At 47.2% G+C, this 19,544-nt stretch carries 22 protein-coding genes; all 22 read left to right on the forward strand.

The window, feature by feature from the left end; genetic code table 11:
• Positions 1-2: 2 nt before the first annotated feature.
• The 22 genes from ACKTT1_RS03730 to uppS all read left to right on the forward strand — a co-directional run bounded on the left by ACKTT1_RS03730 (position 3) and on the right by uppS (position 19,543).
• Positions 3-563, forward strand: coding sequence for an NUDIX hydrolase (locus ACKTT1_RS03730; protein WP_369017472.1), 561 nt, complete (start codon positions 3-5; stop codon positions 561-563).
• The gene (locus tag ACKTT1_RS03735) at positions 560-1,726 is read left to right on the forward strand and encodes a phosphopentomutase (protein ID WP_369017471.1); all 1,167 of its coding nucleotides are present in this window, start codon (positions 560-562) and stop codon (positions 1,724-1,726) included. The genes ACKTT1_RS03730 and ACKTT1_RS03735 overlap by 4 nt, the downstream gene beginning before the upstream one ends.
• On the forward strand, positions 1,686-2,519 hold the full coding sequence (locus ACKTT1_RS03740) for a purine-nucleoside phosphorylase (RefSeq protein ID WP_369017470.1): 834 nt from the start codon (positions 1,686-1,688) through the stop codon (positions 2,517-2,519). The genes ACKTT1_RS03735 and ACKTT1_RS03740 overlap by 41 nt, the downstream gene beginning before the upstream one ends.
• Positions 2,497-5,100, forward strand: a complete 2,604-nt coding sequence (locus ACKTT1_RS03745; protein WP_369017469.1) for a CBS domain-containing protein — start codon at positions 2,497-2,499, stop codon at positions 5,098-5,100. The genes ACKTT1_RS03740 and ACKTT1_RS03745 overlap by 23 nt, the downstream gene beginning before the upstream one ends.
• Positions 5,090-6,094: a tryptophan--tRNA ligase gene (gene trpS / locus ACKTT1_RS03750; RefSeq protein WP_412710236.1), complete on the forward strand. Its 1,005-nt coding sequence runs from the start codon at positions 5,090-5,092 to the stop codon at positions 6,092-6,094. The genes ACKTT1_RS03745 and trpS overlap by 11 nt, the downstream gene beginning before the upstream one ends.
• Positions 6,078-6,683, forward strand: coding sequence for a hypothetical protein (locus tag ACKTT1_RS03755; RefSeq protein WP_412710237.1), 606 nt, complete (start codon positions 6,078-6,080; stop codon positions 6,681-6,683). The genes trpS and ACKTT1_RS03755 overlap by 17 nt, the downstream gene beginning before the upstream one ends.
• A complete protein-coding gene (gene scpB / locus ACKTT1_RS03760; RefSeq protein ID WP_369017467.1) occupies positions 6,673-7,236 on the forward strand; it encodes an SMC-Scp complex subunit ScpB in 564 nt (187 codons plus the stop codon). Before ACKTT1_RS03755 ends, scpB begins: the two co-directional genes overlap by 11 nt.
• Positions 7,205-7,960: a pseudouridine synthase gene (locus ACKTT1_RS03765; protein ID WP_369017466.1), complete on the forward strand. Its 756-nt coding sequence runs from the start codon at positions 7,205-7,207 to the stop codon at positions 7,958-7,960. The genes scpB and ACKTT1_RS03765 overlap by 32 nt, the downstream gene beginning before the upstream one ends.
• Entirely contained in the window at positions 7,947-8,477 is a 531-nt protein-coding gene (locus tag ACKTT1_RS03770; RefSeq protein WP_369017465.1) for a cob(I)yrinic acid a,c-diamide adenosyltransferase, read from the forward strand. Before ACKTT1_RS03765 ends, ACKTT1_RS03770 begins: the two co-directional genes overlap by 14 nt.
• Positions 8,478-8,508: 31 nt before the next feature.
• Positions 8,509-8,883, forward strand: coding sequence for a chorismate mutase (aroH, locus tag ACKTT1_RS03775; RefSeq protein WP_369017464.1), 375 nt, complete (start codon positions 8,509-8,511; stop codon positions 8,881-8,883).
• On the forward strand, positions 8,880-10,232 hold the full coding sequence (gene aroA / locus ACKTT1_RS03780) for a 3-phosphoshikimate 1-carboxyvinyltransferase (RefSeq protein WP_412710238.1): 1,353 nt from the start codon (positions 8,880-8,882) through the stop codon (positions 10,230-10,232). Before aroH ends, aroA begins: the two co-directional genes overlap by 4 nt.
• Entirely contained in the window at positions 10,229-10,879 is a 651-nt protein-coding gene (gene cmk, locus ACKTT1_RS03785) for a (d)CMP kinase (protein ID WP_412710239.1), read from the forward strand. The genes aroA and cmk overlap by 4 nt, the downstream gene beginning before the upstream one ends.
• The gene (gene ispH, locus ACKTT1_RS03790) at positions 10,876-11,751 is read left to right on the forward strand and encodes a 4-hydroxy-3-methylbut-2-enyl diphosphate reductase (protein ID WP_412710240.1); all 876 of its coding nucleotides are present in this window, start codon (positions 10,876-10,878) and stop codon (positions 11,749-11,751) included. Before cmk ends, ispH begins: the two co-directional genes overlap by 4 nt.
• On the forward strand, positions 11,717-13,093 hold the full coding sequence (der, locus tag ACKTT1_RS03795; protein ID WP_412710241.1) for a ribosome biogenesis GTPase Der: 1,377 nt from the start codon (positions 11,717-11,719) through the stop codon (positions 13,091-13,093). The genes ispH and der overlap by 35 nt, the downstream gene beginning before the upstream one ends.
• Entirely contained in the window at positions 13,074-13,997 is a 924-nt protein-coding gene (xerA, locus tag ACKTT1_RS03800; RefSeq protein WP_412710242.1) for a site-specific tyrosine recombinase/integron integrase, read from the forward strand. The genes der and xerA overlap by 20 nt, the downstream gene beginning before the upstream one ends.
• Positions 13,994-14,530, forward strand: coding sequence for an ATP-dependent protease subunit HslV (hslV, locus tag ACKTT1_RS03805; RefSeq protein WP_412710243.1), 537 nt, complete (start codon positions 13,994-13,996; stop codon positions 14,528-14,530). Before xerA ends, hslV begins: the two co-directional genes overlap by 4 nt.
• A gap of 12 nt (positions 14,531-14,542) precedes the next feature.
• Positions 14,543-15,934 (forward strand): ATP-dependent protease ATPase subunit HslU, encoded by a 1,392-nt coding sequence (hslU, locus tag ACKTT1_RS03810; protein WP_412710244.1) that lies wholly within the window; start codon positions 14,543-14,545, stop codon positions 15,932-15,934.
• A gap of 108 nt (positions 15,935-16,042) precedes the next feature.
• Positions 16,043-16,957 (forward strand): 30S ribosomal protein S2, encoded by a 915-nt coding sequence (rpsB, locus tag ACKTT1_RS03815; RefSeq protein ID WP_412710245.1) that lies wholly within the window; start codon positions 16,043-16,045, stop codon positions 16,955-16,957.
• On the forward strand, positions 16,957-17,565 hold the full coding sequence (gene tsf, locus ACKTT1_RS03820) for a translation elongation factor Ts (RefSeq protein WP_412710246.1): 609 nt from the start codon (positions 16,957-16,959) through the stop codon (positions 17,563-17,565). The genes rpsB and tsf overlap by 1 nt, the downstream gene beginning before the upstream one ends.
• On the forward strand, positions 17,555-18,301 hold the full coding sequence (pyrH, locus tag ACKTT1_RS03825; RefSeq protein ID WP_412710247.1) for a UMP kinase: 747 nt from the start codon (positions 17,555-17,557) through the stop codon (positions 18,299-18,301). The genes tsf and pyrH overlap by 11 nt, the downstream gene beginning before the upstream one ends.
• The gene (gene frr / locus ACKTT1_RS03830) at positions 18,285-18,851 is read left to right on the forward strand and encodes a ribosome recycling factor (RefSeq protein WP_369017456.1); all 567 of its coding nucleotides are present in this window, start codon (positions 18,285-18,287) and stop codon (positions 18,849-18,851) included. The genes pyrH and frr overlap by 17 nt, the downstream gene beginning before the upstream one ends.
• Positions 18,848-19,543, forward strand: a complete 696-nt coding sequence (gene uppS / locus ACKTT1_RS03835; protein WP_412710248.1) for a polyprenyl diphosphate synthase — start codon at positions 18,848-18,850, stop codon at positions 19,541-19,543. The genes frr and uppS overlap by 4 nt, the downstream gene beginning before the upstream one ends.
• Position 19,544: the final 1 nt, after the last annotated feature.

Below are 19,544 nucleotides of genomic sequence, written 5' to 3' on the forward strand. Positions count from 1 at the left end.
CGGTGTTTTATCGCTTTGAGGAAAATCAAGAATTGTCTTTGGAAACTCCAAAACTTGAGCACAGCGAACTGATCCTGGATGCCTGTATTTTCAAGGTGGTTCGCAACACTTACCAGGGGAATATGAAGCGGATTTTCATTCAGCACCCGGGAGCAGTCAGCATTGTAGCGACTACCACATCTTCGAAAATGCTCCTCATCAAGCAGTTTAGGGCTCCAGTTGGTGAATGGCTGTGGGAAATTCCAGCCGGTACACTGGAAAAAAACGAGTCGCCCCTCCTGTGCGCCCAGCGAGAGCTTGAGGAGGAAACGGGGTATGTTTCCCAGGACTGGGAATATCTTTTTCAAGTAGTCCTTGCTCCCGGCTACAGCAGTGAAGTAATTCACTTTTTTAGAGCTCGTAATGCAAAACCCGTTTCCGAACCCCGCCAGGGAGACACGGATGAGCTTATCTACTGCTGGGAGGTGGACACCAAGCAAGCCCGTCAGATGCTCCAGAGTGGCGAAATAAAGGATGCCAAAACCATGGTAGCCATATGGCACTGGCTGGGAGAGAAACAATGAGAATTTTTATAGCGCTCCTGGATGGGGTGGGGGTGGGAGAGTTGCCGGATGCGAGTCAGTACGGCGATCAGGGTAGTCACACCCTGCGCAACACCTCCCAAGCAGTAGGAGGATTGCGGCTGCCCAATCTGGAAGCACTGGGCTTGGGTTGTATTGATTCCATAGAAGGGGTAGCGCCGGTTCCCAATCCCAAGGGATATTATGGAAAGATGCGCGAGCGCTCGGCGGGCAAGGACACCCTCACCGGTCACTGGGAAATTGCAGGCATTATTCTGGATAAACCTTTTCCCGTTTATCCTCGGGGGTTTCCTCCTGAGGTTGTGCAACGTATCGAAGAAGCCATTGGCAGGCCCATTCTCGGCAATAAGCCCGCTTCAGGCACGGCCATAATTGAAGAGTTGGGCGCTGAACACCTGCGCACTGGCTATCCCATAGTTTACACTTCTGCCGATTCCGTGTTGCAAATAGCAGCCCATGAAGAGATTATTCCTCCTCCTCAGCTGTATGAAATGTGTCGAAAGGTTCGGGAAATAATGACTGGAGAACACGCTGTGGCCCGGGTTATCGCCCGCCCTTTCGTGGGTTCACCGGGTAAGTTCGTACGTACGCCTCGTCGCAAAGACTTCTCACTTCCACCTCCTTCCCAGACGGTGCTTGATGCCCTGGTTGCTTCTGGCAAAGAGGTAATCGGTGTGGGAAAGATTGGAGAAATTTTTGCCTTTCGGGGTCTAAGTGACTCCATAAAGACAGCTGACAATGCAGACACCTTCCGAGTGTTTTTAAAGCTTCAGAAAAGCGGTCGGGGCGACCTAATATGGGCCAATTTCAATGACTTTGACACCCTTTACGGGCACCGCAACAACCCTCAAGGTTTTGCGCAAGCGCTTCAAGACTGGGACGCCACCTTAACTGATTTCCTGGCTTCCATGAGAGAGGAAGATCTCTTGATCATTACCAGCGATCACGGTTGTGACCCCACAACTCCAAGCACCGACCATTCCAGAGAATATGCCCTGCTTCTGGTCTATTCTCCCAGCAATCAGCGAGGTCGGAGCCTGGGTGTCAGAGATACTTTTTGCGATGTGGCACATTCTATAGCAGAATTTCTGGGAGTCAAATGGCATGGACCTGGCACAAGCTTTGCTTCAGAAATTTTGTCCTGAAAACATTCGTCTTGCTGCCGAGTTTTTCGCTGCCCACTTGAAAATGGTTCCCACAATGACTTTTGTTCTCGGTTCGGGATGGGACCGTGTCTTGTGGGAAATAGAGGTGGTGCAGGAATTCGACTATCGAGAGTTTTTTGCCCTCCCAGATGCCATACCCGGGCATCGCTACAGAATTGTGATGGGCCAGTGGAAGGGTAGGGGAATCTTGTTTTTTATGGGAAGATTGCATCTCTATCAGGGCTACAGCCCCTGGGAAGTGGCTTTCCCGGTGCTTTTTTCTGCTCTGGCGGGGGTTTCGACGCTGATTTTGACCAACGCTGCAGGAAGCCTGAGAAGGTCTATTGAGCCTGGAACGCTGGTGATAATTCAAGACCAGATTGATTTTACCTTCTTTCCAGATTTTCCCTGTAGCTTACGTCCTTCCTACGATAGCTTTCTAAGCTCCTTGCTTTTTGAGCTGGCTTGTGAGAAAAGGATTAAGGCCTGGAAAGGTATTTACGTGGGTGTGCTGGGACCTACTTACGAAACACCCCAGGAAATCCGGATGTTGAGGAAAATCGGTGCTGATGTGGTGGGTATGTCCACCGTAAAGGAGGTAAAATTGGCCTGTGAGCTGGGCATGAAGGTCGCTGGGATTTCGTTGGTAACCAACTGGGGGAGTGGTATTTCCGGGAAACCGCTTTCTCACGCCGAAGTTTTACGGGTTGTTGCTCAGCAGGAAGAGAATCTGCAAAAGCTTTTTCAGTGTTTTGTGGAGGAGTTATACGGTGCAAATTGTAGTAGCCCATGAGGGAACTGACTTTGACGCTTTTGCGTCTATGTATGCTGTGACCCGTCTTTTTCCTTCTACCCAGATAGTTCTGGGAGGTAGCGTAAACCGCAATCTGAGGCGCTTTCTTTCTCTTTATGGGCAGTTTTTTGATTTTTTGAAAGAGAAAGAAGTGTTTTGGGAAGAGGTGAAGAAGGTTTTTGTGGTGGACACCTCTTTCGTGGAGCGAGTGGGCAAAGCAGGCTTGCTTATCAAAGAGGGTAAGGTGGACTACTACATCATCGACCATCATTTAACCGATGACCAGGAGAAAAGAAGTGAGAAAGAGCTTTTACTCAAGCGGGGAGCTTGTTCGACCATCATGGTTGAGCTTTTGCAAGAACAAAAGATAGAAATTAATTCCCTGGAGGCCACTTTGCTTGCTCTGGGCATCTACGAGGATACGGGTTTTTTTACTTTTTCCACCACTACTTTTCAGGACCTGGAGGCTGCTTCTTTTTTGCTCCAAAAAGGAGCATTGCTTTCTTTCATCCCCCGCTTCACACGTATCCAGCTTACTTCTATTCAACGTCGTATTTTAAAGGATATGATAGACTCTCTGGAAACCAGAGAAATTGCAGGTTGCGTGGTTCACTTCACCCAGGTGAAGCCCCCAGAGTACGTGGAAGGAGTTTCTTTTCTGGTCCACAAACTCATGGACCTTGAGGAAATAGATGTTCTCTTTGCCCTCTTTGCCATGGAAGAAAAGACTTACGTCATTGCCCGTAGCAGGATTGAAGAGATTGACTTAAATTGTGTGTTACAGGAACTGGGAGGTGGAGGACACCGCAGTGCAGCTTCCTGCAGCGTAAAGGGAATGTCGTTTTCCGAGGTTCGACAAAAAATCGAAGAAGGCATGCAACGCTGTGTTCGCCTGGTGAAAGCCAGAGAAATCATGTCTCATCCAGTAAAAGTGGTTTCTCCATCGACCACTGTGGAGGAAGCATTTTCTACTATGATGCGCTTTGGTTTTTCAGGCCTGCCGGTGGTTGAAGATAACAAGCTGGTGGGACTTATTTCGCGCAAAGACGTGGAAAAGGCAATAAGTCATGGGCTCCACAACGCTCCGGTTAAAAGCTTCATGAACCCTCAGGTGATAAGCGTTGAGCCTGAAGATTCTATTTTCAAAGTGTGGCAGCTCATGGTAGAGCAGGACATTGGCCGAGTACCGGTCACCAGAAATGGTTTGGTCCTGGGCATTATAACCCGAAGTGACCTTTTGAGAGGCTTACACCAAAGACAAAACCTGGAAATACGGAGCTTGAAGCGCGTTAACTTTGCCGAAAAAATCTTTACTCATTTTAACCGTGAGGACCTTCAGTATATCCAGCTTATCTCGGAACTGGCCAAGAGGAAGCGCACCAGGGTTTACCTGGTTGGTGGAGTAGTTAGAGACCTTATCCTGGGCTTTCCCAACTACGACCTGGACCTGGTAGTCGAAGGCGATGCTATTGAGTTTGCCAGTTTCGTGGCTCAGAAACTGGAAGCAAAATTGGTCACCTATCAACCCTTTGGTACTGCTTCTCTTTTCGTGGGTGAGCGAAAAAGAAGAATAGACTTTGCTTCGGCCAGACAGGAATTCTATGCCTATCCCGGTGCACCTCCTCAGGTAGAGCACAGCAATCTGCGACGTGACCTTTTCAGAAGAGATTTCACCATTAACGCCATGGCAATAAGCATCTACCCCGATGATTGGGGGGAACTTTTTGACTTTTTTGGCGGTTTTAAAGATTTACAGAAAAAACTCATACGAGTTTTACATCCACTCAGTTTTGTGGAAGACCCGGCGAGAGCGATAAGAGCAGTCCGCTTTGAAAAGAAGTACGGTTTTCAAATCGAACCCTTCACCATGAGTCTTCTCAAGCAGACCGTTCGTGAAGGATTGCTGGCAAAAATTAAGCCTGACCGCCTTAAAGAGGAAATCCAGCTCATTTTACGACTGCCCGGATTTTACTCCTATTTACAGCGCCTGTACCAACTGGACATGTTTCCATATCTTTTTCCAGGTTGTGTCTGGAAAAGCGATTACGATATCCTTTACCCCAGGCTTGAAAGACTGATTCAGGAAGAAGCATCTACGGAAAGACTGGATTTCTTCCTCTTGAAAATGACGCCCCTGCTTTCTGACATCCAGTTTGATTCCTTGGAGGCGTTTGTGGAGCGCCTCCACCTATCCAAACGTTTTTATTCTCAAGTAAAAACCTATCTCGGAAGACGAACTGTACTCGAGAGAATCTTGCAAGAGAAAACCTCCCCTCCCTCGCGTGTCTTTGAAGTGTGCTCGGAAATACCACTTGAATTTCTGTATTTTACTCTGGCCAAATTTCATGATCAGGACCTGGCAAGGGAACGAATCAGAAACTACCTGACCAAATGGAGGTTTGTCAAGCCAGAGCTAACCGGCTCTGACCTTAAACAACTGGGCATACCTCAGGGCCCAATTTATGCTAAAATTTTGCGAGAGTTGCAGAAAGCCAGGATTGATAACCTGGTCTATAGTCGTGAAGAAGAAATAGCGTTAGCCATAAAACTTTGGGAAAGGATGAAAGCCAGTGACCAGTAAAGAGAAAATTTTCAGCGGCATGCGTCCCACTGGTCGGATGCACGTGGGCCACTACTTTGGCGCTTTACAAAACTGGGTTCGTCTTCAGGATGAATATGACTGCATCTTTGGCGTAGCTGACTGGCACGCCTTGACGACCGCTTTCGATAATACTCAAGAAATAGAAAAAAACCTGATAGAAATGGTCACTGACTGGTTAAGTGTAGGGCTGGACCCCGAAAAAAGCACATTGATGGTTCAATCCCTGGTTCCGGAACACGCCGAACTAAACCTACTTTTTTCCATGATTACTCCTGTGGGCTGGTTGGAGAGGAACCCGGTATTGAAGCAGCAACTGCAGGATATGGGTCTGAAGGAAGCAGTGGGTTTTGGGCATCTGGGTTATCCGGTGCTGATGGCAGCAGATATTCTGATATACAAGGCGTCGCGAGTTCCGGTTGGTGAAGACCAGGTTCCACATATCGAAATCACCCGTGAGATTGCCCGTCGCTTTAATTTTCTCTACCAGTGTTCGGTGTTTCCCGAACCAGAAGCTTTGTTGACCTCTTCACCTCGAATTCTGGGAATTGATGGCAGAAAGATGAGCAAAAGCCTGAATAATTACATCGCCTTAAGCGATACCAGAGAAGATATCCAGAAAAAAGTAATGGCCATGTTCACGGATCCCGAGAAGATTCGGCGCCATGACCCGGGACATCCAGAGCGTTGCAACGTGTTTACCTTTCATAAAGCGATAGCCAACCCCCAAGCTGAAGAAATTGAGCGGGATTGTCGTAGTGGTTCCTTAGGGTGTGTGGCCTGTAAAAGGCAGCTGGCCGAGCTACTTGCCGACTTTATTGATCGGGTTACCTTCCTGCGTACGAGATACCAGGGGAAGGAAAAGCTAGTTCGGGAAATCCTTGTTGAGGGAAGCCGAAAAGCTCGAGAGATTGCTCGCAAAACGATGGAAGAAGTAAGAGAGGCGATGAAAATTTCTTATGGAATTGCTCGATAAGTGGAGCAAGGTTGACTTTGCAAAAACGACTTCCTTTATGGAGCGGGTAACCCTGGTTGAGGAATTGCTTGCTGATATCGAGCAGGCTATCAGTGATATTCTTGGCGATGAAGAAATTGAGGAACCGGAACCAGCACTGGATTCTTCTCCCTATCCGGAAAAAAGCTGGTTGGATGAAATAAGCGAGCTTCTCGCTGCTTTGTACGAGAGGGAAGAAAATCTGTTTAAGGCACCGCGAGAGCGCTGGAGTGGGCTACAGCGTAAAAAATACTCTGACCTGGAAGAGCTTGACCTGGCAGAGCTTCTAAAGCTCTGCCAAACGCTACTTTCTGCGCAAAAAATGGAAAACGTCTTACCGTTGGACGCCCAATTTGCAACGCTGGTTGAAAAATGCAGGCAAAGGGTGCTGGCTATCATCAAAAAGCAAGAAAAAAAAGAGTATGCCTGGTCGGTATTTTTCGAGCATGTTCGCTCAAAGAAGGAAGCGATTGCTACTTTTTTGGTTCTTCTGGACCTCGTTTTCAGAAAGGTCCTCTTTTTGCGGGAGAGAAACGGCGACTACGTTTTGAGTACCGAGGATGAACGGTAAACACTTAAAAACTAAAGAGTTGGTGGAAGCCCTGTTGTTTTCTTCTCCGCGCGCTCTCGCTTCGGAAAAAATATGCGAAGTCCTGGGGTGCTCTCTCGAAGAGGTCGAAAAAGCATTACAGGAACTTTATCTGGAACTGAAGAAGCGCGAAGGCGCCATTGTGGTGCGCAAAGTAGCCGGTAAATGGCAAATGGTGGTTCGCCCCGAAATTGGCTCTTTTTTAAAAGAAAAGCTGCAGGTTGTTTCTCAGGGTAAGCTCTCCAGGGCAGCTTTGGAAGTGCTGGCAATCGTGGCACTTCATCAACCAGTAAGCAAAGGAGAAATCGACTTAAAACGGGGGGTTGATTCAGGAACCGTTCTGCGGTCTTTGCTCGAAAAAGGGTTGGTTTCAGTGGTCACCGAAGATGCGGGTAAGAAGTTTCCTCTCAAGTACCAGGTAACTGAAAAATTTTATGAAATTTTTGGATTGGAAAGTGAAGAGGCTTGGCGTAGAATATGCGATAACCTGCTGGGAGACGAACATGGAAGAACGTTTAAACAAATTTCTGGCTAAAGCCGGCGTTGCTGCGCGAAGAAAATGTGATCGTTTAATTCAAGAGGGTCGTGTTATGGTAAATGGTGAAGTAGTACTTTCGCCAGGATACCGGGTTACCGAGAAAGACCGCGTAACCGTGGACGGTAAGCTGGTCGAATGCACAGGGAAACAGCATGTTTATCTCCAACTTTACAAACCTCGAGGTTATCTGACCACTCTTTCTGATCCTCTGGGAAGGAAAACAGTTGCTGACCTTCTCCGAGATGTGCCGGATCGGGTCTTCCCGGTTGGTCGTCTGGACCAGGACAGCGAAGGTTTGTTACTTTTCACCAACGACGGCCAGCTTGCTTATGTTCTTGCTCACCCTTGCTTTGAAGTCGAGAAAAAGTACCTGGTTTATGCTTCAGGCAAAGTGACCCCGCAAGAGTTGGATACGCTTAAACGGGGTATAAGGTTTAATGACCAGGACTACCGGATTCGCGAGGGTTTGGTGATTGAAAGCAATGCCTCTTTAAGCCTGGTTGAAGTAATCCTTACTGAAGGGAAAAAACATGAAGTGAAAATTCTTTTTGAGGAAATCGGACATTCAGTGTTACGACTTATTAGAATTAAAATGGGTCCTGTGGTTCTGGATTCTCGGCTTCTTCCTGGGAAATGGCGTTATTTGACAAGTCAGGAAGTAGAAGCCTTGCAAGATTTAAAAACCAGCCTCCTGCGAGGAAAAACCAGTGAGAAAACCTGAAGGAAAAGGCCTGGTGCAACTTTACATAGGTGATGGAAAGGGTAAAACCACGGCTTCCTTGGGGTTAGCGCTCCGGGCAGTTGGTTGGGGATGGAAGGTTCTTTATCTCCAGTTTTTTAAAAAGCGTTTTACTGGCGAACTGGCTTCCACACAATGTCTTCCCGGTGTAGAATTCTACCAGTTTGGTTCTGGCGAATTTCTTATAGGTCGCGAACCTTCGGAGCTGGATTTTAAAGAGTTCAGATGTGGTTGGGAAGTAGCAAAGAAGGCCTTGCTCGAGGGAGGATGGGACCTTCTGGTGTTGGACGAATTTTGTTATGCTTTCCTGTATCAATTTTTGAGTTTTCCCGAGTTCGAACAGGTTTTGCAAAATAGAGTGGAATCTCTTGAAGTGGTGATCACAGGTAGAAAAGCACCTTCAGAACTCATTGAAAGAGCGGACTTGGTTTCAGAAGTCAAGTGTTTGAAACATCCTTTCCAAAAAGGGATTCCCGCTCGAGAGGGTATAGAGTTTTGACAGTAACTGCTTTTAAGGAGGTCGAGTATTATTGATACGGGGAATAAGAGGAGCCGTGGTTGTGGATAGCGATGAGGCGCTTCAGGTGAAAAAAGCGACTCTGGAGCTTTTTGAAGCGATTATGGAAAAGAACTTACTCAACGTTGAGGACATTGCGGCAGTTTTCATAACCCTAACTCCTGACATCCAGTCCGTTTTTCCCGCAGAGGCTATAAGGGAGCAGGAAAAGTTCCGTTATATTCCCATCCTCTGCGCTCAGGAAGCTCAGGTAGCAGGTGGACTGAAAAGATGTATACGGATTATGGTACTGGCCAATACGCCCTTCGACCAGGAAACGGTGAGACACGTTTATCTTGGAGAAGCAAAAAATCTTCGTAGAGATCTTTTAGGTGAGGTTGAGTCATGAAAGTCGCGCGGGTGCATCCAGCGAACCATCCCCTTACGGGTTCTGTTCTTTGCGCTCGAGACAAATCCTTGAGTCATCGAGCAGCAATTCTGGCTGCCCTGGCCCAGGGAACCACGAAAGTGTCTGGGTTTTCTTTTTGTGAGGATTGCCTTTCTACGCTGTCTTGCCTGCGTCAATTTGGAGTCAGAATTGAAACCTATCCAGACGTTGGTAAAGTGGTTGTGGAAAGTGGTGGTTGGAAAGAACTCACAGAACCCGAAGACGTCCTCTACGCTGGCAACTCGGGTACCACGGCACGTCTTTTGTGTGGAGTGGCTTCTTGGATAGAGGGACTCACCATAATTACTGGCGATGCAAGTCTGCGTCGTAGGCCCATGCGTAGGGTTATTGAGCCTCTTTCTCTTACCGGTATTCAAATTGGAGGACGTGACAATGACCGATTTCTGCCCGTTTTTATTCGGGGTAAATACCCTCTTGCGCCCTTTGAGTACCACCTTCCCGTTGCCAGTGCTCAGGTAAAGTCGGCATTACTCCTTGCAGCGCTGGGAGCGAATGCCCCCTCCTGTGTGAGAGAACCCTTTGCGTCCCGAGACCATACTGAAAACATGCTCTCTTACCTTGGAATTCGTTTAGAGCGAGAACCCGGCCGGATAGTAATTCATCCTTTTGCTAAACCGCTAAAAGCCAAAGATTTTTCTCTGCCTGGAGATATTTCCTCTGCTGCCTTTCTGGCTGCAGCAGCGCTAATGGTACCTGATTCTCGCATCTACATCCAGGATGTAGGACTCAACCCCACCCGGTCTGGTTTTCTGGAGTGTGTCTCTCGGATGGGTGGTCAAATAAAAATCCACAATTTGAGAGAAGAATTCGGTGAGCGTCGAGGAGATTTGGAAGTCGCCTTTTCTTCTTTGCACGGTATCAGCATTGGCAAGGAAATCATCCCTTCACTCATTGATGAAGTGCCTATCCTTTCGGTTCTGGCCACTCAGGCTCAGGGGGTTACCTCCATAAGCGGTGCGGAGGAGTTGCGGGTAAAAGAATGTGACCGCTTGCGAGCAATATATCTGGGCTTGAAAACCCTTGGGGCCAAGGTAGAGGAGCGTAATGATGGGCTGGTCATTGAAGGTCCCGTTAAGTTGCGCGGAGGCAGGGTGGAAAGCTTTGGGGACCATCGCATTGCCATGAGTTTTGCCGTAGCAGGCCTGATTGCCAGGGAAGCGGTTGAAATCGTGGACGTTGACTGTGTGAAAATAAGTTATCCAGAGTTTTTTGACCACTTACAGTTGCTGGGTTGTAAAAGGACGGAGTTTTATGAAAGTGAGGAGGAAGGGGAGAAGAACTGTTTATGAAAAAGACAATTGCCATAGACGGTCCAGCGGGAGCGGGTAAAAGTACGGTAGCTTCTGAGTTAGCGGCAAGGCTGGGTTATCTTTACGTGGATACCGGTGCAATGTATAGAGCGGTGACTCTCTTTCTGATTCTCAAAGGAGTAGACATCCAAAATCGAAAACTGGTGCAGGAACTGCTTGATGAAGTGGAAATCGAACTCACCGAAGAAGGCAGAGTATTCCTCAATGGAAAAGAGGTAACCCGGGAAATTCGAACCCCCTTGGTGGACCAGATGGTTTCTCCGGTAGCTGCTTTGAAAGAAGTGCGTCGGTTCTTAAGAACGAAACAGCGCAATCTGGCCCTTTCGCGTCCTTCTGTAACCGAGGGTAGAGACATTGGTACAGTTATCTTGCCGGATGCCGATTTGAAAATTTTCCTTACTGCTTCCCCTGAAATCCGAGCTCGGAGAAGATGGTTACAACTTAAAGAACGAGGACAAAAAATAGATTACAAACTGGTCTTGAGGAATATTTTGGAGCGAGATTACATTGATTCTAATCGCAGCGAAGCACCCCTCAAGATGCCCGAGGGGGCTTTATTAATCGACTCCTCATTTTTGAGCAAAGAGCAGGTGGTAGACCTGATCTATAATCTGGTGCGGCAATGAGTAAGAAGGTGTTGATAGCTAAGAAAGCTGGATTTTGCCCTGGTGTGGAGAGGGCTTTTCGGAAAGCCCTCCAAGCTTTAGAGGACAATCAGAAACCGGTTTTTTTGTTTGGAGAACTGGTTCACAATCGGCAGGTTATGGAATTTTTAATCAACAAGGGAGCGCTGGTTGTTGATAATCTCCTGGATATCCCTTCGGGAGCAATAGTAGTTACTCGCTCCCACGGTATAAAAAAAGAAGATTTCGAAATCTTAAAGGCAAAAGGAGCAAAAGTTGTGGACACCACCTGCCCGCGAGTTAGAAGAGCACGTTTTCTGGCTCAAAGAATGCAAAAAGCAAACGAAGGCCTGGTTGTGCTGGGAGATTTTCAACACCCGGAAGTCGAAGCTTTGCTCAGTTATCTTAAACCCGAAGTGGTGGTCTGCAGCAAAAACCCTGAAGAATGGGAAAATATGACGAAATGGCTGGAACAGTGGCACTCCGTTGGGTTGGTGGAACAGACCACGCTTCCCAGGTTTGTGGTGGATGAGTTCAAGTTGTGGTTCAAAAAACGCTTTTCAGGCGTTATGCTTCAGGTTGCTTACACTCTTTGTCCAGAGACCGAAGAGAGACAACAAGAACTCCTGGAAACGATACACAAAAGAAAAATCGATGTGGTAATAGTGGTAGGAGGAAAAAACAGCGCTAACACCCGGGCACTGTTCCTTCTGGCACAACAGAAAGGAGCTAAAGTCTTCTGGATTGAAACTGCAGAAGAGCTTTCCTTCTTACCCCAGCTTGAAGGTGAGATTTTACTGGTAAGTGGTGCTTCCACTCCTTGGGCTGTAGTGGAGGAGGTTGGAAAACGCCTTCAGGCAGAAGCTGGTGAGTAAGATGAATGAGGGCAAAAAGCAACCGCTGGTTGCAATAGTGGGAAAAACCAACGTTGGGAAATCCACCCTGTTTAATCGTTTGGCAAAAAAGAGAATAGCCATCGTGGACCCTACGCCAGGGGTGACCAGGGATTTTCTGGAAGAGATTGTTGATTTTCAGGGCACAGAAGCCAGGGTTGTGGACACCGGAGGCATTGAATTCAGCCCTCAGGAGCCTCTTCAAAGTGCAGTTGAGAGAAAAGCTTGGGAGATTATTGAGGAAGCCGATTTGGTGATGTTTGTAGTCGATGGAAGGGCATCTCTCACCCTTCCTGAACAGGAATTGCTTGCTCGTCTGCGCCGCCTGGGAAAGCGATTGCTGCTGGTCATCAACAAAAGGGAGGGAATGACCCACGAAGTTCCGCCTGCTGACTTTTTCAGCCTGGGTGTTGAGAACATGCTGCAAATATCTGCATTGCATGGTGATGGAATAAGACGCCTCAAGGAAGTGGTAGGTGAAGCTCTGAAAGAAGCGGTTTCTGAGGGCAAATTAGCAGCCTCACCACGACGGTCTAAAGTAGTAGTGCTTGGGAAACCCAATGTGGGCAAGTCCACTTTGTGCAACTTGCTTTTTGGTCGGGAGCGCTGTATCGTTAGCGATGTACCGGGAACCACCAGAGATGCTGTAACCATAGCTGTCGATACTCCCTTTGGTCATTACCAGTTGATTGATACAGCAGGACTGATACGGAAGGCCCGCCTTCAAGACGCAGTTTCTTTTTATGCGCAAACCAGGGCTCAGCGCGCCCTGGAGGAAGCTGACTTATGTATCCTGGTGATCGACCCTCTGAGTGGGGTTACTCGCCAGGATAAGAGAATCGCTGCTCAGATTGCCGAACACAAAAAGTGCTGCCTGGTTTTCCTGAACAAGTGGGACCTGGTGCAAAAGCTCAATCCCGGTTTCCCCCAGGCCAGGGTTGAAGAGTGGGCTCGTCGTGACCTGAGCTTTCTCTATTATGCAAGCTTCCTGGTAGGCTCAGCACTGGACGCCAGTATTAGAGAAAAAATTTTTGCAGCCTTGGCTGGCATAATTACTCGTTATCATCAGAGAGTCAAAACCAGTGTTCTCAACGAGATTCTAGAACAGGAGCTTACGGAACTCAGGACGAAAGGTTTTTTGCCTGCAAGGAGCAAGCTCTACTATGCAACTCAAACCCGTATTGCTCCCCCTTGCATACGTGTTTATACTAACTCCATGGACGAGGAAACGAAAAAAAGAGTTGCCAAAATCGTGGAGCAAGCGTTAAGGCGAAGGCTCAACTGGGAAGGGGTGCCGCTGGACATTGAACTGCAAAGAAAATGATTTCATAAAGGCTTTTACCCAATACCTTGAAGCAGAGCGTGGCTATTCGTCACACACCGTTGAGAACTACCGGCGAGTAATTGAACAATTTGCTCTTTTTTTACAGGGTAAAAAGAAGAGCTTGTTGGAGGCCACTCCGGAAGAAATCAGCTCCTTTCTGGTTCACCTCAAGGTCCAAAATGGACTGAGCAGAGTTTCGCAACAGAACAGACTATCCGCCTTGAGAACGTTTTACCGTTTTCTGAAAAAGAGGGAGCTTCTGTCTTTCAATCCTGCACAGGAAGTGGGTGGCATCAAAACCGAAAAGAAGTTACCAGCTTTTTTAACGCTTTCAGAAATCGATAAGCTGTTATCGTTCTTGAAAAAAAGGTACTTCGAGAATAAATGTTTTCTCAATGCTCGTAACTGGGCGATTTTCGAACTTTTTTATGCCAGCGGCCTTCGAGTCAGCGAACTGGCAGACTTAAAAAGAGAAAATGTTGACTTGCATAACCGCCTGGTGAGAGTACACGGGAAGGGCAAGCGAGAAAGGATTGTGCCTTTTAACGAAAGCGCTCGTCAGGCACTGCAGGAATACGAAGTGTTCAGAGGGCTTCTTGAAGATAAAGAAGGATACTTTTTTGTCAACCGCCGAGGGGGAAAATTGAGTACCCGAGGCATAAGAAAAATATTTGAGCGGGTTTTGAAAGAAACTGGCATATTGGAGAAAAAAGTTTCTCCACATACTCTAAGACATACTTTTGCGACGCATTTCCTGGCTGGTGGTGGTGAGTTGAGAGTAGTGCAGGAAATGCTTGGCCATGCCAGTCTTTCCACCACACAAATTTATACCCACATAGATTGGGAGAGGATGCGCAGAGTGTATGATCTCACCCATCCTCATTCTGGGAGGCGAGGAAATTGAACCAAAATTTTCATGGGACTACGGTCATCGCTGTGTTGAAAGAGGGTAAAGGAGCTATGGGCTGTGACGGGCAGGTCACATTTAACGAGGCTGTGTTGAAGCATGGAGCTCGCAAAATTCGCCGCCTCCTGGAGGGCAAAGTTTTGGTGGGTTTTGCCGGTAGCGGAGCTGACTGCCTGGCTCTTCTGGAACGCTTTGAAGAAAAGTTGAACACCTATAGCGGCAATTTGCCCCGAGCGGCTATTGAGCTTGCCAAACTGTGGAGGACAGACAAAGTTCTGCGACATCTCGATGCATTGCTTCTGGCAATGGATAGTTCACATATTCTCATCATTTCTGGACGCGGCGATGTCATAGAACCGGACGAGCCGGTTGCAGCAATTGGTTCAGGAGGCAATTATGCCCTTGCTGCTGCTAAGGCACTGCTCCGCAACACAGACCTTCCACCAGAAAAAGTAGTGGAAGAATCTCTAAAAATAGCTTCGGAAATATGCATTTACACCAACCAGCAGTTAACACTTGAGAAACTTTAAGGAGGCTATACGATGATAGACGAGTACCTGACTCCTGAAGAAATTGTTAAAGAGCTCGACAAGTACATTGTGGGTCAGGAAGCAGCGAAAAAGAGCGTGGCTATTGCTTTACGCAACCGAATAAGACGTCGCAAACTTCCTCCCGATATTGCTGAAGAAATCACACCCAAGAACATCATCATGATTGGACCAACTGGCGTTGGTAAAACCGAGATAGCTCGCCGTATTGCTCGGCTCACAGCAGCTCCCTTTATCAAGGTTGAAGCCACTAAGTTCACTGAGGTAGGATACGTGGGTAAGGATGTGGAGTCAATTATTCGGGACCTGACCGAGCTTGCAATTAGAATGGTTAAAAGTGAGCGGATTCAAAACCAGGAAAAAAGAATAAGGGAGTTGGTGGAAGAACGAATTCTTGATGCTCTGCTTTCCAAAAGCAGTAGTGAAATTTATTTTGATGAAGAAGCAACCTCTTCAGAATCACCGCATGTAGACGTGGTGTGGCCAACAGCTTCATCATCCTTGCAACGTACCAGAGAAAAGCTTAGAGACAAACTTCGCAAAGGTGAACTCGATGAAAGAATTATAGAAATAGAGGTGGAAGAAAGCTCTTCGCCGGTAGAGGTGATTGCCTCATCAGGAGTGGAAATGCTGGGTATAGATCTCAGAGATATGTTTGGCAGCATGTTTCCACCTCGCAAAAGGAAAAAGAGAGTGAAAGTCAAAGATGCCAGAGAAATTCTCTTTAACCAGGAAGCACAAAAACTGATTGATATGGAAGAGGTAACCGCAGAGGCGATACGTCGTGTGGAAGAAAGCGGTATTGTTTTTATCGACGAAATTGACAAGATTGCCTCTCCTGCAGGTCGTGATACGCACGGCCCCGATGTTTCACGAGGTGGAGTTCAGAGAGACCTTTTGCCTATTGTGGAAGGGTCAACGGTGCTCACCAAGCACGGTCCGGTCAGGACCAACCATATTTTGTTTATAGCGGCTGGTGCGTTTTCTCAGGCTAAACCTTCCGACCTTTTGCCCGAACTCCAGGGGCGATTTCCCATCAGAGTAGAACTTTCGCCTCTTTCTGAAGAAGACCTTTATCGCATTTTGATTGAACCCTACAATTCCCTGGTCAAACAGTACAAAGCCTTACTGGCTACCGAAGGGGTGGAACTCGAATTCACCGAAGAAGCCCTGCGTGAGATAGCAGCCATTTCTTATCGTTTAAACCAGAAAATGGAAAACATTGGCGCAAGACGATTACATACGGTCATGGAACGGGTACTACAGGAAGTCTCTTTCAACGCTCCTCGCCTTAAGGGACAGCGGTTAGTGATTGATAAAGACTATGTAATCGCACAACTTGAAGATGTGCTGAAGGACGAGGATGTAGCCCGCTACATACTTTAATCGATGCACTTGTTGCAAACTTTTCCCCAGCCGTGCTATACTTACCAAGGCTGTTTTTGAAACCAAAACGCTTGTGGAGTGTGAACCGGTGTTCTCCAGTTCCGGAGAATGAGTTTGCTCCACAGAGGAAAGAACCGGAAGGAGGTATATTCAGTGATTGTTACTATGAAACAACTTCTTGAAGCTGGTGTGCATTTTGGACACCAGACCCGCCGCTGGAACCCCAAAATGAAGCCTTACATTTTCACCGAGCGTAACAACATCTATATTATTGACCTTCAAAAAACAGTAGAGCTTACCGAAAAAGCCTATAACTTTGTGCGGGACTTGACCAAAGAGGGCGGCATAGTACTTTTTGTGGGCACCAAAAAGCAGGCCCAGGAATCCATCCAACAGGAAGCTACCCGTTGTGGCATGTTTTATGTTAACCAGCGCTGGCTGGGTGGAATGTTGACTAATTTTGCAACCATACGCCGCAGCATAGAAAAACTGAAGAGATTTGAAGCAATGGAAGAACAGGGCATTATGGAGCGTCTGCCTAAAAAGGAAGCCATGCACATCAGAAAGCGTAAAGCACGTCTTGAGAAGTACCTGAGTGGTATCAAAGATATGGAGAGGCTCCCTGACTGCGTTTTTATTGTCGATCCTCGCAGAGAAAGGAATGCGGTTCTCGAAGCCCGGAGAATAGGCATACCCACAGTTGCCATTGTGGATACCAATTGCGACCCTGACGAGATTGATTACGTAATTCCTGGCAACGACGATGCCATTCGAGCCATTCGCCTTTTTGCCTCCATCATCGCTGACGCAGTGCTTGAAGGTCGGCGTCTGGCTCAAGAGGGCAAAGAGGAAATTCCACCAGTAGGTGAGGTTGCGGAAGCTGAGGAAGTTGCTCAGGAAGGTGTTTCTGAGGAAGAGATTCCTGTCTCTGAAGAACCAGTGGATATCCTCGAAGAACTTCAGAAAGAAGAGTTCGAGGAAATTGGAGAGGATGAAGAAATAAACAGTGAGGAGGATAAGTGATGGTTGAGATAGGAGCAAAGGAAGTTTACGAGCTGCGTAAGCGCACCGGAGCCGGTGTAATGGATTGTAAAAAAGCTCTGCAGGAATCCGGTGGCGATCTGGAAAAAGCCTGTGAAATTCTACGCAAAAAGGGCATAGAAACTGCAGCCAAAAAACAGAGTCGTGTAGCCAAGGAAGGGCTGATTGGTTCCTACGTGCATACCGATGGAAAAATCGGTGTGCTGGTGGAAGTCAACTGTGAGACAGACTTTGTTGCTCGAACGGAAGAATTCCAGAAGCTGGTTAAGGAGCTTACTCTGCAGATTGCTGCCCAGGCACCCCGTTGGATTGCTCCTGAGGATGTTCCTGAGGAAATAAAACGTCAGGAAGAAAACATTTACTGGGAACAGCTCAAAGAAAGCAACAAACCAGATCATGTAAAACAGAAAATAGTGGAAGGCAAGATGAAGAAGTTTTATGAAGAAAACTGCTTGTTAGAGCAGGAATACATTAGAGACCCAGACAAAAAAATTAAAGACCTGGTAGTTGAAGCGATAGCCAAATTGGGCGAGAATATAGTAGTCAAGAGGTTTGTTCGCTTCAAGCTGGGTGAAGAGGATGAACAGTGATTCTTCATTACGCTTTAGGAGAATTCTTTTAAAGCTTTCTGGAGAAGCGCTGGCTGGCGCTCTCTCCTGGGGCATTGATGTCCGGTTTCTTGATTATCTCAGCGAAGAAGTAATCAAAGTAAGAAATCTGGGAGTAGAAGTTGCCATAGTGGTAGGTGGAGGCAACATCTTTAGAGGGCGTTCTGCAGATAAGGATGGCATCAGCAGAGTAACTGCCGATTATATGGGCATGCTGGCTACAGTAATCAACGCCCTTGCTTTTCAGGATTTTTTAGAAAGCAAGGGCGTTCCCACTCGTGTCCAGACGGCAATTGAGATGCGTGCCATCGCTGAACCCTATATTAGAAGGCGAGCTATTCGACACCTTGAAAAAGGCAGAATCGTTATTTTCGCAGCTGGCACTGGCAACCCATATTTTTCCACCGATACGGCCGCTGCCTTGCGAGCTGCTGAAATACGAGCAGAAGCCGTTTTAAAGGCTACCAAGGTGGATGGCATCTATGAGGCTGATCCCCTTTTGCACAAAAATGCGATTAAGTTTGAGAAATTGAAATATCTGGATCTCCTTAATAAGGGACTCAAGGTTATGGATTCTACCGCAGTTTCACTATGCATGGAAAATAATATTCCCATTATTGTGTTCAGTATTAGTGAACCGGATAGTCTGGTCAAAATAGTTACCGGACACCAAATTGGAACTTTTGTTGGGAGGGAGGAAGATGCTCGACAAGGTTAAAGAGTTATTGAAAGACATCAAAAAAAGGATGAAGCAAGCAGTGAGTGTGGCTCAGGAAGAACTCTCTCATGTGAAAACCGGTCGTGCTTCTCCAGCACTGGTGGAAAATGTCCAGGTCGAGTACTACGGCACGTTAGTAGAATTAAAGCAGATTGCATCCATTACCACCCCTGATGCCCGCACCATACTCATCCAGCCCTGGGACAAAGCTTCTCTGAAAGCCATTGAGAAAGCAATATGGAAATCGGAGTTGGGTTTTAACCCGGCAGTGGATTCTGATGTGATAAGAGTTGCGGTTCCTCCACTCACTGAGGAGCGGAGAAGAGAAATAGCGAAAATGGCGAAAAAGATTGCCGAAGACGCGAAAGTGGCTATACGTAATTTGCGTAGAGAGGCCAATGAGGAAATACGTAAGCTCGAAAAAGCAGGTGAAATATCTGAGGACGAAAGCAAGCATGCCCAGGCTGAAGTTCAGAAACTCACCGATGAACACATTAACGAAATAGAAGGATTATGGGAACGTAAAGAGAAGGAAATAATGGAGCTATGAACCCCGAACTAAAGCACATTGCGATAATTATGGATGGAAACGGCAGGTGGGCAGAAAAAAGGGGGCTTCCTCGTATAGAAGGCCATCGTAAGGGCGTGGAAGTCATTCGAGACATCGTAGCGAAAAGTTCTGAAAAGAAACTGGTTTCCCTAACACTTTACTCTTTTTCTACTGAAAATTGGAGAAGACCACTTGGCGAAGTCCAAGCCCTGCTGAGGCTTTTTGAAGAAAGTATAGACCGATATGGTCCAGAGCTTAAGGAAAAAGGGGTTAAAGTCATTTTTGTTGGTCGCAGAGAGGGTCTTCCGGAAAATCTGGTTGCCAGAATGGCACAGCTTGAAGAAGAAACTACCCACAATACTGGCCTAAAGCTAAACATTGCCCTCAATTATGGAGGGCGTGACGAAATTTTACGAGCCTTTCAGAAATGGTTTGCAGTCTATAGGGGCGATTTTGAGTTTCTCAGAGAAGAAATTTTCTCCCGTTTTCTGGATACTGCTGGGCAACCAGATCCTGATTTGGTAATTCGCACTGGGGGAGAACAGAGGTTAAGCAATTTTTTGTTGTGGCAAACAGCTTATGCTGAGCTGTGGTTTACACCCACTCTGTGGCCGGATTTCACCCCTGAAGAATTTGAGGTGGCCATAAGTGATTTTTCCAGGAGGAAAAGAAAATTTGGGGGAATTCGCTGAA

This window comes from Atrimonas thermophila (genome assembly GCF_045864955.1).
Taxonomy (GTDB): Bacteria; Atribacterota; Atribacteria; order Atribacterales; family Thermatribacteraceae; genus Thermatribacter; species Thermatribacter velox.